9 protein-coding genes are annotated in these 12,947 nt (G+C 73.9%); 2 read left to right on the forward strand and 7 right to left on the reverse strand.

Annotation, left to right across the window (positions count from 1 at the left end):
- Positions 1 to 61 precede the first annotated feature (61 nt).
- Complete coding sequence (sucB, locus tag ACIBD9_RS11065) at positions 62 to 1,906, reverse strand: 2-oxoglutarate dehydrogenase, E2 component, dihydrolipoamide succinyltransferase (RefSeq protein WP_396716589.1); 1,845 nt, start codon at positions 1,904 to 1,906, stop codon at positions 62 to 64.
- A gap of 66 nt (positions 1,907 to 1,972) precedes the next feature.
- Positions 1,973 to 3,364, reverse strand: coding sequence for a dihydrolipoyl dehydrogenase (lpdA, locus tag ACIBD9_RS11070; RefSeq protein WP_396716591.1), 1,392 nt, complete (start codon positions 3,362 to 3,364; stop codon positions 1,973 to 1,975).
- A 178-nt stretch (positions 3,365 to 3,542) separates the two neighbouring features.
- Between lpdA and ACIBD9_RS11075 the strand changes: the two genes are divergently transcribed.
- Entirely contained in the window at positions 3,543 to 3,872 is a 330-nt protein-coding gene (locus ACIBD9_RS11075) for a hypothetical protein (RefSeq protein WP_387176594.1), read from the forward strand.
- A gap of 47 nt (positions 3,873 to 3,919) precedes the next feature.
- Here ACIBD9_RS11075 and ACIBD9_RS11080 read toward each other — a convergent pair whose 3' ends face one another.
- On the reverse strand, positions 3,920 to 5,494 hold the full coding sequence (locus ACIBD9_RS11080; RefSeq protein ID WP_396716593.1) for a leucyl aminopeptidase: 1,575 nt from the start codon (positions 5,492 to 5,494) through the stop codon (positions 3,920 to 3,922).
- 162 nt (positions 5,495 to 5,656) lie between these two features.
- Here ACIBD9_RS11080 and gcvT point away from each other — a divergent pair, with 162 nt between their 5' ends.
- The gene (gene gcvT / locus ACIBD9_RS11085; RefSeq protein ID WP_396716595.1) at positions 5,657 to 6,787 is read left to right on the forward strand and encodes a glycine cleavage system aminomethyltransferase GcvT; all 1,131 of its coding nucleotides are present in this window, start codon (positions 5,657 to 5,659) and stop codon (positions 6,785 to 6,787) included.
- Positions 6,788 to 6,875: 88 nt separating this feature from the next.
- On the opposite strand, the gene ACIBD9_RS11090 is transcribed toward gcvT, so the two are convergent.
- The 4 genes from ACIBD9_RS11090 to ACIBD9_RS11105 all read right to left on the reverse strand — a co-directional run bounded on the left by ACIBD9_RS11090 (position 6,876) and on the right by ACIBD9_RS11105 (position 12,810).
- On the reverse strand, positions 6,876 to 8,171 hold the full coding sequence (locus ACIBD9_RS11090; protein WP_396716597.1) for a DUF2314 domain-containing protein: 1,296 nt from the start codon (positions 8,169 to 8,171) through the stop codon (positions 6,876 to 6,878).
- A 67-nt stretch (positions 8,172 to 8,238) separates the two neighbouring features.
- A complete protein-coding gene (gene cobS, locus ACIBD9_RS11095; protein ID WP_396716599.1) occupies positions 8,239 to 9,012 on the reverse strand; it encodes an adenosylcobinamide-GDP ribazoletransferase in 774 nt (257 codons plus the stop codon).
- Positions 9,002 to 10,927 carry a bifunctional adenosylcobinamide kinase/adenosylcobinamide-phosphate guanylyltransferase gene (locus ACIBD9_RS11100; protein ID WP_396716601.1) on the reverse strand — a complete coding sequence of 642 codons (1,926 nt, stop codon included), beginning with the start codon at positions 10,925 to 10,927 and terminating at the stop codon, positions 9,002 to 9,004. The genes cobS and ACIBD9_RS11100 overlap by 11 nt, the downstream gene beginning before the upstream one ends.
- Positions 10,928 to 10,986: 59 nt before the next feature.
- Complete coding sequence (locus ACIBD9_RS11105; protein WP_396716603.1) at positions 10,987 to 12,810, reverse strand: protein kinase; 1,824 nt, start codon at positions 12,808 to 12,810, stop codon at positions 10,987 to 10,989.
- Positions 12,811 to 12,947 lie beyond the last annotated feature (137 nt).

Below are 12,947 nucleotides of genomic sequence, written 5' to 3' on the forward strand. Positions count from 1 at the left end.
ACCGCAAACGAGAGGGCGCCCCGGTCGACGACCGGGGCGCCCTCTCGGCGTTGCGGGTGGATCAGGCCAGGCCCAGCTCCGACTCGAAGTTGCCGGCCTCCAGCCGCTCCTTGACCGCGGTCAGGAAGCGGGCCGCGTCGGCGCCGTCGATGAGCCGGTGGTCGTAGGACATGGCCAGGTAGACCATCGACCGGACCGCGATGACCTCGCCCAGGTCCGGGTCGTTGACCACGACCGGACGCTTCACCACGGCACCCGTGCCGAGCATCGCCGACTGCGGCGACGGCACGATCGGGGTGTCGAAGAGCGCGCCCCGGCTGCCCGTGTTGGTAAGCGTGAAGGTGGCCCCGGCCATCTCGTCCGGGGTGATCTTGTTGGCCCGGGTGCGTTCGGCCAGGTCGGCGATCCGCTTCGCGATGCCGCCCATGTTGAGGTCACCGGCGTTGTGGATGACTGGCACGAGCAGCCCGCGCTCGGTGTCCACGGCGATGCCGAGATGCTCGGCGGCCGGGTAGGTGATCGTGCCGCCGTCCAGGTCCATGCTGGCCTGGATGATCGGGTGGGTCTGCAGCGCCTCGACGGCGGCGAGCGCGAAGAACGGCAGGAAGGACAGCTTCACGCCGTGCTTGGCCTGGAACGAGTCCTTCGCCTGGATCCGCAGCTTGGCGACCCGGGTGACGTCGACCTCGACGACAGTGGTCAGCTGCGCCGTCTCGTGCAGCGACTGCTGCATCCGCTTGGCGATCGTCGCCCGGATCCGCGGCAGCTTCTCGGTGGTGCCCCGCTTGCTGCTCGGCTGCGGCTTCGCGGCCGGCTTGGCCGCAGCCGCCGACGGTGCGGCTGCCGGCGCGGGCGCGGCGGCGGGAGCGGCCTTGGCGGCCTTCGCCTTCTCGGCGGCCTCCAGCACGTCCTGCTTGCGGATCCGGCCACCCACGCCGGTGCCGTTGAGCGCGGCCAGGTCGACGCCGTGCTCACTGGCCAGCTTGCGCACCAGCGGGGTCACGTAGCCGGCGGCCTCCTCGCCGGCGCCCGGTGCCGGGGCGGACGGGCGCGGCGGCGTCGAGGTCGAGGCGGCAGGCTGCGCGGCCTGCTCGGTCTTCGCCGGCTGCGCCGAGCTCTCGGTCTCCGCGGCCGGCTCGTTGTACGACATGCCGGGGGTCGGCTCCTCGACCTTCGCCTTCGCCTCCGGCTCGGCCTTCGGCGCCGGCTTGGCCTCCGCCTTCGCCTCGGGCTTCGGCTCGGGCTGCGCCGGGGCGGGGGCCGCGCCGGCAACGCCGATGATCGCCAGGTCGGCGCCGACCGCGGCGGTCTCGTCCTCGGCGACCTTGATCTCCAGCACCGTGCCGGCGACCGGCGACGGGATCTCGGTGTCCACCTTGTCGGTGGAGACCTCCAGCAGCGGCTCGTCGACCTCGATGGTCTCGCCGACCTGCTTCAGCCAGCGGGTGACCGTACCCTCGGTGACGCTCTCGCCCAGGGCGGGCATCTTCACCGCGGTGCCCTCGCCCGACGAGGCGGCGGCCGGAGCCGGCGCCTCGGCCGGGGCCTCGTCCTGGGCCACCTCGTCGGCGGTGCCCTCGGCGGCGGCCGTCGGCTCGGCGGCCGGCTCGACCGACTCGGCCGGGGCCTGCTCCTGCGGGGCGGCCTCGCCACCGCCGGTCGACTCGCCCTCACCGGCGATGACGGCCAGCTCGCTGCCGACCTCGGCGGTCTCGTCCTCGCCGACCACGATCCGGCTCAGCACGCCCGCAGCGGGCGACGGGATCTCGGTGTCGACCTTGTCGGTCGAGACCTCGAGCAGGGGCTCGTCAACCTCGACCGTGTCGCCCTCCTGCTTGAGCCAGCGAGTGACGGTGCCCTCGGTGACGCTCTCGCCGAGCCGGGGCATGGTGACCGATACCGGCATTTTCTGAGACTCCTTCATTCCCCTGGTGGGATCTTCGCCCGTCGCCGGACGCCGCGGTTTGGATGATCAGGCGTGCGCGTGCAGCGGCTTGCCGGCGAGGGCCAGGTGCGCCTCGCCCAGGGCCTCGTTCTGGGTCGGGTGGGCGTGCACGAGCTGGGCGACCTCCGCCGGGTACGCCTCCCAGTTGTAGATGAGCTGCGCCTCACCGATCAGCTCACCCACCCGGGCGCCGATCATGTGCACGCCGACGACCGGGCCGTCCTCGACCCGGACCAGCTTCACGAAGCCGGTGGTCTTGAGGATCTGGCTCTTGCCGTTGCCACCCAGGTTGTAGTTGTACGTCTTGACCTTGTCAGCGCCGTACTGCTCCTTGGCCTTGGCCTCGGTGAGACCCACCGACGCCAGCTCCGGGTCGCAGTAGGTGACGCGCGGGATGCCGACCTCGTCGATCACGGCCGGGGTCTGCCCGGCGATCTCCTCGGCCACGAAGATGCCCTGCTGGAAGCCCCGGTGCGCGAGCTGCAGGCCGGGCACGATGTCGCCGACCGCGTAGACGTTCGGCACGCTGGTGCGCAGCCTCTCGTCGGTCAGCACGTAGCCGCGGTCCATCTTGACGCCCTGCTCCTCGTACCCGAGGTTGGCGGTGTTCGGGCCGCGACCGACGGCGACCAGCAGCAGCTCCGCCTCGACGGTCTCGCCGCCCTGGATGGTCAGCTTGACGCCGCTCTCGGTCTTCTCGACCTTCTCGAACGGCTTGCCGACCTTGAAGTTGATCTTCCGCTTGCGGAACGCCCGCTCCAGCGCCTTCGACGACTCCTCGTCCTCGGCGGCGACCAGCCGGGGCAGCGCCTCGACGATCGTCACGTCCACACCGAAGGACTTCCACACGCTGGCGAACTCGACGCCGATCACGCCGCCACCGAGCACGATCACCGACGACGGCACCCGGTCCATCGTGAGCGCGTGGTCGCTGGTGATGATCCGCTCGCCGTCGACGTCCAGGCCCGGCAGGCTCTTCGCGTACGAGCCGGAGGCCAGGACGATGTTGCGGCCGGTGTAACGCTTGCCGTCCACCTCGACCACGTTCTTGCCGACCAGCTTGCCGTGGCCCTCGACGATGGTGATCGCCTTGTTGCCCTTCAACATGCCCTGCAGGCCCTTGTACAGGCGGGAGATGACACCGTCCTTGTACGCGTTGACCCCGGCCATGTCGATGCCGATCAGCTCGGCCTTCACGCCGAACTGCTCCGACTCGCGGGCCTGGTCGGCGATCTCCGCCGCGTGCAGCAGCGCCTTCGTCGGGATGCAGCCGTTGTGCAGACAGGTGCCGCCGAGCTTGCCCTTCTCGACCAGCGCGACCTTCAGGCCCAGCTGGACGGCGCGCAGCGCGGTCGCGTAGCCGCCGCTGCCACCTCCGAGAATGACAATGTCGAAGGTCGCTTCGTTCGGCTCGCTCACGTCCAACTCCCAGGTCGCGTCGCTGCATCGGGGGTCACGGGGATGTAACACGGACACACCCCACCTCGGTCATCTTGTCACCACTGAGCACAGGGTGCGTACTGAGGTGCCCAACGACACGTCATCGACACGTACCCTTGGCACCGTTGTCGATGACGCACGGTGGGGGAGAGATCCGGTGGGCTTGTTCCGGCGCCGCAAACAGGCGGCTGTGCCGAGCCGTGACCGTGCCGCCGATCGTGGCGATCTGGACCATCTGGAGAACTTCATCCGGAGTCGGCGTGGCGTCGAGGCGTTCATCGAGCCCCGGACGACCGTGACGGAGACCACGGTCATCCTGATCGCCGACGACGGGGAGTGGACCCGCCGGCGCATCGACGGCCCGGACGGGGCCCGGCGCTTCGCGCACCGGATGGGCATCCCGGTGTACGACGTCCGGCTGATGGGCTACCCGCAGCGGATGCGCGACTTCAACGAGCGACGCAAACGTCGCCCCGAGCGGTACTGAGACACGCGAAAGGGGCCCCTGCTCAGGGGGCCCCTTTCGCCTTTCCGTCAGCCGTTGGCGGCGACATCCTCGACGAGCTGGACCAGCGTGCGGACCGGGACGCCGGTGCCGCCCTTGGTCCAGTAGCCGGTCGGCTCGCCCGAGTGGTAGCCCGGCCCGGCGATGTCGATGTGCGCCCACGCCACGTCGTCGGTCACGAACTCGCGCAGGAACACGCCGCCCTGCAGCATGTGACCGGCCCGGTCCATCCCGGCGTTGACCTGCGAGATGTCCGCCACATCCGACTCCATGCCCTTACGGACGTCGTCGGGCAGCGGCATCGGCCAGGCCGGCTCGCCGACCGAGTCGCCGACCACCTGGACGCGGTTGCACAGCTCCGGGGTGCCCATCACGCCGGCCACCCGCTTGCCGAGCGCGATGACCTGGCCACCGGTCAGGGTGGAGGTCTCGAACAGGTAGTCGGTGCCGTCCGCGCAGGCGCGCGCGATGGCGTCGCCCAGGATCATCCGGCCCTCGGCGTCGGTGTTGAGCACCTCGACCCGCTTGCCGTTGAACATGGTGATCACGTCACCCGGCCGGTAGCTGGTGCCCGAGGGCATGTTCTCCGCCATCGGCAGGTACGCGCTGACCGCCACCGTCGGCTTCAACGCGGCGATCGCCAGCATGGCCGCGCCCACCGCGGCGGCGCCCGCCATGTCGGACTTCATCTCCCACATGCCCTGCGCCGGCTTGATCGAGATGCCGCCGGTGTCGAAGGTGATGCCCTTGCCGACAAGCGCGACCCGCTTGCCGTTGCCGCCGCCCTGCGGCGTGTAGGTCAGCTTCACCAGCCGCGGCGGGGCCTCCGAGCCCTGCCCGACCGCGACGATGCCGCCGTACCCGCCGGCGGCCAGCGCCGCCTCGTCCAGCACCTCGACGCCGAGGCCCGCCTCGCGCGCCGCGCTCGCGACCGCGTCGGCGAACGACGGCGGACGCAGCTCGTTCGGCGCGGTGTTCACCCAGTCCCGGCTGAGCCGGACCGCGCCCGCCACCGCCTGCGCCCGGGCGATCTCCGCCTGGGCGCCGGCGTCGCCGGCGTCCGGCACCGCGATGAGCACCTCGGCCACCGGCTCGCGCCGGGTCGGCTGGGGCCGGGTCTTGTAGCCGGCGAACCGGTACCCACCCAGCAGCGCGCCCTCGGCGACCGCGCGCAGCTCGGCCGACGCGTCCGCGTCGTCCGGCAAGGGCAGCGCCAACGCGACCCGGGGTGCGCCCGCGAGGGCCCGGATCGCCGCACCGGCGGCCCGGCGCAGCGTCTCCGGGGCCGGGGCGGCACCCGACGGCTCCGGACCGAGCCCGACCGCGGTGACCAGCGGGGCGGTCACGGTGCCCAGCGTGGCCAGCTTGATGACCTCACCCGGCCCGCCCGTCGCGCCGAGCAGCGCGAGAGTCTCGGTCAGCTTGCCGTCGAACGCGGCCGCGATGCTCTCCGCGCCGCTGGCGAGCAGCAGGGTGCCGGCGAGGCCGCTGGTGGCGCCCTGCTCTCCGGTCTGGCTGTGCACGCCGATCACGATCGCGTCGACGGCGAGCTCGGCCGGGTCGGTGTCGACCAGGCTCAGGTTGGTGGTGCGGGGTGAAGTCACTGAAGCTACTCCGGGCGGGCCGGGCCGGTCGCGGCGTCGCGTACCAGCGGTGAAGGTCTCCGGCGGAACCTACCTGCCGGACGTCATGGCTGTCCCGCCGACAGCGCCAGCGGGCTCCCGCCGATGCTAACCAGCGACGTTGCCCCCGGTAAGTTGCCACCCATGACCGACGTGACCTCCGACGCCGCCGCGACCCGGCTGCGCCGTTCCCCGCTGCACGAGCGGCACACCGCCGCCGGAGCCAAGTTCGCCCCCTTCGGGGGCTGGGAGATGCCGCTGGAGTACGCCGGCGGCGGGGTGCTCAAGGAGCACACCGCGGTGCGTACGGCGGTCGGGGTCTTCGACGTGTCACACCTGGGCAAGGCCCGGGTGAGCGGCCCCGGCGCGGCCGACTTCGTCAACTCCTGCCTCAGCAACGACCTGGGCCGGATCGGCCCGGGCCGGGCGCAGTACACGCTCTGCTGTGACGACGCCACCGGCGGCGTGGTGGACGACATCATCGCCTACCTCTACGCCGACGACCACGTCTTCCTCATCCCGAACGCGGCGAACACCGCCGAGGTGGTGCGCCGGTTGCGCGCCGCCGCGCCCGCGCAGGTGACCGTCACCGACGAGCACGAGGCGTACGCGGTGCTGGCCGTGCAGGGCCCCCGCTCGGCCGAGTTGCTGGCCGCTCTGGACCTGCCCACCGAGCACGGCTACATGAGCTTCTCCGCCGCCAGCCTGGCCGGGGTGGAGCTGACCGTCTGCCGTACCGGCTACACGGGCGAGCTGGGCTACGAGCTGGTGGTGCCGGCGGAGCACGCGGTAGCCGTCTGGGACGCGCTCTTCGCCGCCGGCGCGGCGTTCGAGCTGCGCGCCTGCGGGCTGGCCGCCCGGGACACCCTGCGCACCGAGATGGGCTACCCGCTGCACGGGCAGGACCTCTCCCTGGACATCAGCCCGGTGCAGGCCCGCTCCGGCTGGGCGGTCGGCTGGGACAAGCCGGCCTTCTGGGGCCGCGACGCGCTGCTCGCCGAGAAGGCCGCCGGCCCTCGGCGTACGCTGCGCGGCCTGGTGGCCGTCGACCGGGCCATTCCCCGCCCCGGCATGACCCTGCACGTGGGCGACACCCAGGTGGGGGAGGTGACCAGCGGCACCTTCTCGCCAACCCGCAAGCAGGGCATCGCGCTGGCCCTGCTGGACACCGACGCCAACCTCACCGACGGCGACGAGGTCGAGATCGACATCCGAGGCCGCCGAGCCCCCCTGAAGCTGACGAAGCCCCCCTTCGTAACCCCCTCAGTGAAGTAATCCCCGGCCTTGCCCCGGTGATCAAGAGGTTTGCGTCAGAATCTCGTCCGCACGTGACGCAAACCTCTTGATCAACGCGGGTGGGGGGTCAGCGGGACGGGGTTGGGGGTTCGCCGGAATCTAGGACTGCTTGGGTCCAGCCGCCTTCTATGACGCCTGTGGCGTCCAGGACGGCCCAGTCGACGACGTCGGACGTCTCCACGACCACGGGGGCGCCGATGCGGACGCTCTGGTCGGTGTTGGCGTCGCTGGCGCTCACGCCGACGATGCGCTCCGGGGTCTCCCACGAGGTGACGCCCGCCCAGACGTACTCCGGGCCGTCGTCACCGGGCAGGCCGTACTTCACCACCAGCTGCGACTCGGTGGGGAGTTGGCCGGCGACGAACCGGGCCCGCGCGTCACCGAGCGCGGCCCGGGCGGTGGCGACCGCACGGCTCATCGCGTCACCGGAGCGGGCGTAGCGCACGTCCGGCTGGATCCCGGAGAAGAGGGTCGCGCAGGCGGCGGCGTAGTAGCGCCCGTCCGGTCCGGGGTGCCCGGCCGGCGGGCGCAGGCTGAGGAACGAGTCGGCCTCCGGGTCGGTCGCCGGGTCCAGTTCGAGGCGGAGCAGCACCGGGGCGGTGGCGCCGTGCTGCTCCGGGTTGCCGTACGCCACCGCGATGTCGTGCCCGGTGACCGTGGCGAGCACCGGCAGTTGCACGAACGCCGGCACCTCCTCGCCGGTGAGCCCGTCGGTCCAGTCCCGCAGCAGTCGGCGGGCCGCCCCGGTCATCACCGCACCCCAGGCGCGGGTGAGGTGGTCGGGCACCCCCTGGGTCTGCAACTCCAGCAGACCGAAACGGCGGAGCCCCTTGGTGGTGAACCACAGGCCCTCGGTGTCCGACGAGTACGGCACCAGCACCCAGTCGACAAGTCGGACGCGGCCCTGCTCGTCGGGGAGGGAGCGCAGCGCGGTCGCCGGGTCGAGGAACTGGAGGCCGAAGACGTCCACCACGTCGCTGTCGACGGACTCCGCCACGGCGGCCGCGACCGCCCGGGCGGCCCACTCGTGCGCGGGCGGCCAACCGGGCCGGTACTCGGCCTGTACGACCACCAGGTGCGTCGCCGCCGCCAGCCGGGCCAACTGCTCCTTGGTGGCGCCGAACGCGGTGAGCAGGTCCGGCGGCAGCTCGGGGAACTCGGAGATCGGCCGGGTGTCGACGCTCATCAGCGGGCTGTCGAGCATCTGCCGGGCCAGCCCGTGCACCGGCTCGGCCAGCCGGCCGGTCAGGGCCGCCACCGCGGTCTTCGCACTGACCTTCGGTAGCCCCGCCATCGGCACCAGATAGGTCGCGCTGAGCGACTCCGGCACCGGTACGGGCAGGAAGTCGTCCGTGATGAGCATTGTGGGATCCCCCGGTGGCCGCGCCGGTGTTGTCGAGCCGAACGCTACCCGGCCCGCCGGGCCCGGTTCAGCCGGACAGCACCAGACCCAGGTAGACCAGCGTGGTGACCACCTCGACGGTGGCGCCGAGGACGTCGCCGGTGATCCCGCCGAGCCGGCGTACCACGTGGTTGAGCAGCGGTAGCGCGACGGCGATCGCGGCCACGACGGCCAGCGGCCCCTGCCACGGACGGTCCGGCACCGCGGGCACCGCCAGCAGCACGACGGCGACCGCGCCGGCGGCCACTGCCACCGGGCCGACCGTGCCGGCCACCAGCGCGCCCAGCCCGTCCGGCCGGGCCGCCGGCACTCCCCGCCGGCAGGCTACCGCGACACCGAGCCGCCCGGCCGCGGTCGCCGCGACCACCGCCGCGAGCCCTGCCGGCCAGGACCGACCGGCGAGGTCGGCGAGCGCCGCCGCCTGCACCAGGAGTACGACCACCAGGGCGACCACTCCGAACGGGCCGACGTCCGGCTTCTTCATGATCTCCAGGGCGGCCGCGCCCCGTCGGTACGAGCCGAGCGCGTCCACGGTGTCGGCCAGCCCGTCCAGGTGTAGCCCCCGGGTGAGCAGCGCGGCGACGCCGACGGTCACGCCGGCCGCCACAAGCGGGGGTGCGAGCGCGCCGGCCAGCAGCAGCACACCGGCCAACACGGCGCCGAGCAGCGCGCCGACCACCGGGGCGAGGGCCATCGCCGTGCCGGCGACCGGGCGGTCGATGCGCCCGGCCCGCACCGGCAGCGTGGTGAACGTGGTGAGGGCCAGCCGGGCTCCCGCGAGGAGCCGTGGCTCAGCCGGCACGCCAGCCCGACGCCGGCTGCTCGTCCGCCCCGGTGCTGGCCGGGCCCGGCCCGGCCGGCTCCGGCTCGACGAAGTCGGGCTCGGTGAGATCCGGGTCGGCGTAGCTCGGCTCGGTGTAGCTCGGGTCGGTGGACTCCGGCTCGTCGGTGGTCGGGTCGGTGTCGTCAGTGCCGCCCAGCGACGGGTGCACCGGCAGCGCGGCGGACAGCGCCAGCACCGAGCGCAGTAACGGCAGCGCGACAAGCGCGTTCGCGCCCTCGCCGAGATCCAGCCGCAGGTCGAGCAGCGGGGTGAGGCCCAGCACGTCGGCGGCGAGCCGCACGGCGGGGTGCCCACCGTGGTCGGCCAGCAGGCACCAGTGTCGGGCCTGCCCGGCCAGGTCACGGCTCACCATGCCGGCGGCCAACCCGACCGGTCCGTCGAGCAGCACCGGCACCCGGCGGGCGGTGGCGCCGAGCAGCACGCCGGTGGCCACGGCCACGTCGCCGCCGCCCAGCTCGGCGAGGATGTCCTTGGCGCCGCGCGACGAGCGCCGGGTGCGGTGCAGCGCGTCGCGGACCGCCGCACAGCGGATCATCCACGCCGCGTCGTCGATCTCGCCGGATTCGGTGATCACCCGGCCCAGCACGGCGGGCGGCTCCGCGCCCGCGGTCGCCGCGAGCACCGCCGCGGCCGCCGCCTCGGTGCCGGCGCCGCACGCACCGAGCACCAGCAGTTGTACGCCGGCGTCGGCGGCCTGCTCGGCCAACCGCCAGCCGTAGCGCAGCGCGGACTCCACCTGCTCCGGCGCGAGGGCCGGCTCGTCCTCGATCGGCCCGGAGGCCGGAGTGTCCACCACCTGGAGACTGGCGCCGCTCTCGGCGGCCAACCGCGCCAACGCGCCCCGGCCCGCGCGGGCCTGCGCGGCGCGGCGCGCCGACTCACCGGCGACGGTGCCGGCCGACGCCCCGCCGGCGTGGTCGCCGTGCAGCAGCAGCACCCGCACCGAGCCCCAGGCGGCGGGGATCGAGGTGCCCTGGGTGGCGGCGGCGAAGCCCACCACCCGGTCCAGTACGCCCAGCCCGGCGCCCGGTACGTCAAGCGTGGCCAGCCGGTCCACCGCCTGCGGGCCCGCGTACTCGTCGGGCATCGGCAGCTCCATGCCGGGCTGGATGACCAGCCCGGTGGCCACCATCGGCAGCGCCATGGTCGGTGCGGCCCACGGGTTGCCCTGCTCCTGGGCCGGGACGGCCGGCGCCGTGTGGGTCAGCACGTCGGGCAGCTGCACCTCGGGGGTCGGCTCGGCGTCGGCCAGGCTCGCCACGACTGGTGCGGCGGCAGCCGTCGGCGCGGTCGCGGTGGCGAGAGCGGCCGGCGCGGTCGCGGTGGCGCCCGGCTTGAGCCAGACCGGCTGACCGGCGACGACAAGCACGACCGCGTCGCAGGCGTCGGCGACCGCGCGGTTGGCCGCGCCCAGCGCGTCGGTGAACGCCCGGCCCAGCGGGGTGGTCGGCACCAGCGACAGCCCCACCTCGGGGCTCACCAGCACCACCCGCGCGGCACACCCGCGGATCGCCTCGGCCAGCTCGGCGATCGTCGCCACGTCGTCGGCGGGCTGGTGGTCCGGGTCGAGCAGCACGGTCACCCAGCCGCCCAGGTCGTCGACGAGCACCATCTCGTTGGGCTCGGCGGACTCGAGCACGTCTGCCAGCCGGCGCGGATCCTCGGTGGTCTCCTCGGTGGTCCAGCTGCCCGGCCGCCGGGCGCGGTGCGCCGCCAACCGGGTCGCCCACTCGGTGTCCTCCGGGTCGCCCTCGGGCGCGGTGGCGACGTAGCGGACCACCGGCGCGTCGGTGACCAGGGACTCGGCGAACTCGGACTTGCCGGACCGGATACCGCCGAGCACCAGGACCGTGTTCCACCCGTCTACGGACATGCCCGTACCTTAAGGCCGCCCGGGGTCGCGGTGCCTGCCGGCCCGGTGCTCCCGGCCGTTCAGTCGCAGTGTTCGAACCCGCTGCCGTAACTGACCCCGCCGGTGGAGCCGCCCCACTTGACGCACGTCCCGGCGGCGGTGGCCCGCACCGGCCCGGCGTAGTAGTCGAAGGACCCGCTGTCGGTGCTGCGGGCCCGCCCCTGCACCTCCAGGTACGCCGAGGCCGCCGACTTCGCGCCGACCGCGGTGTCCTTGAGGGTGACCACGCAGTTGGTGCCGGTGCCCGGGTGGTACAGCAGGAAGACCCGGCCCTTGCGCTGCCCGTCCCCGCCGGTCAGCGTCGCTGAGTCGATCACCTGGTAGCCGCTGCCGCACGCTTGGGCGGCCGTGTACGGGTTGGGCCGGCCCGACGGGGTGCGGCTGGGCGTCGGTCGGCTGCTGGTCGTACCGGTCGGTGTGCCGCCGGGCGTCGTGGTGCGCGGGTCCGGGGTGACGGTCGGCGCGTCGGTCCCTCCGGCGGAGCCGGTTGGCGCGGGGGACGCGGTGCGGCTGGCGCCGGGGGTGCCGCTGGGTGTGGGTCCCGAGGTGCTCGCACCTCCGTTGCCGAGCGCGCCGCTGTCCGGGGCGGCCGCCGATTCGCCGGCCAGCGCGGGCGGACGGTCCGCCCCACCCGGCTCACCGCTGGGCCGTAGGGCCGCCACGGCCACGGCGATCAGCGCCACGAGAGCGACCGCGCCGACCCCGATCAGCAGTGGCCGGCGCCGGCCGGACGACCCCTTCCGGAACACGTCCTCCCGGGTCGAGCCCGGCCCGGTCACCGGCGTGGCCGCGAGGCCTGCCGGCGTGGGCGCGGCGGCGGCCCCGACCGGCGCGGGCTGCCCGGTCGCCGTCGGCCCGGCCGGGGGCGGCGGCGCGGGGGTCGGTGCCGGCGACGGCGCGGAAGTCGGTGCCGGCGGCGCAGCGGCCGGGGTGACCGGAAGGGCCGAGGGCGTTCCGGGGGTGGGAGCGGCCAGCGCCCACGGTGGGCGGGCGGAGACCGGGATGCTCGCCAGGGTCGCGTCGCGGGCGTCGGCGGCGGCAGCGGCCAACTCAGCGGCGCTGCCGAACCGGTCCGTCGGACGCTTGGCCAGCGCGCGGGCCACCACGGCGGCGACCGCCGGTGGAGTGTCCGCCGGCAGCGCCGCCGGATCCTCCTGGGCGTGCCGCAGCGCCACCGCGAGGGGGTTGTCACCGTGGAAGGGCGGCTGTCCGGCAAGGCAGAAGTACGCCACCGCGCCGAGCGCGTAGATGTCCGTGGCGGCCGAGACCGGCTGCCCGGTGGCCTGCTCGGGGGACATGTACGAGGCGGTGCCGAGCACCATGTTCGCGGCGGTGAGCCCGGCCATGTCGCGGGACCGGGCGATGCCGAAGTCGACGAGCACCACCCTGCCGTCGGCCTTGACCAGCAGGTTGCCCGGCTTCACGTCCCGGTGCACGAGGCCGGCGAGGTGGGCGGTGTGCAGCGCGTCCGCGGCCTGGGCCAGCACCGACATGGTGGTGGCCGGATCCAGCCGCCCCACCGCGCGCACCCGGGCGGACAACGGCTCGCCCTCGACGTACTCCATCACCAGGTAGTCGACCTGGCTGCCGTCGTCGAGCGCGGCCTGCCCCACGTCGTGCACCGGGACGACGCCGGGGTGCCGCAGCGCGGCCAGCATCCGCGCCTCGGCCCGGAACCGGGCGGTGAACTCCGGATCGGCGACCAGCGACGGCAGCAGCACCTTCACGGCGACCTCGCGTTCCAGCAGCACGTCCGTGCCGCGCCAGACCGCGCCCATCCCGCCCGTCGCCACCCGCTCGCCCAGCCGGTACCGGTCGCCGAGCAGCACTCCCCGTGTCAGCACCGAGCCACCGTACCGGCCGGCGTCGATCCGATTGATCCACCCCGTGGGTCCGGCCGGGGCGAGCGAGCGGCCGTTGCGCGCCGGGCCGACTACGCTGGCGAGGGTTCGTCCCACGGGGACTTCAGCGGCGAGGGGAG

Origin of the sequence: Micromonospora sp. NPDC050784, assembly GCF_044456765.1 — a bacterium.
In the GTDB taxonomy this organism is placed as follows: Bacteria; Actinomycetota; Actinomycetes; order Mycobacteriales; family Micromonosporaceae; genus Micromonospora; species Micromonospora foliorum.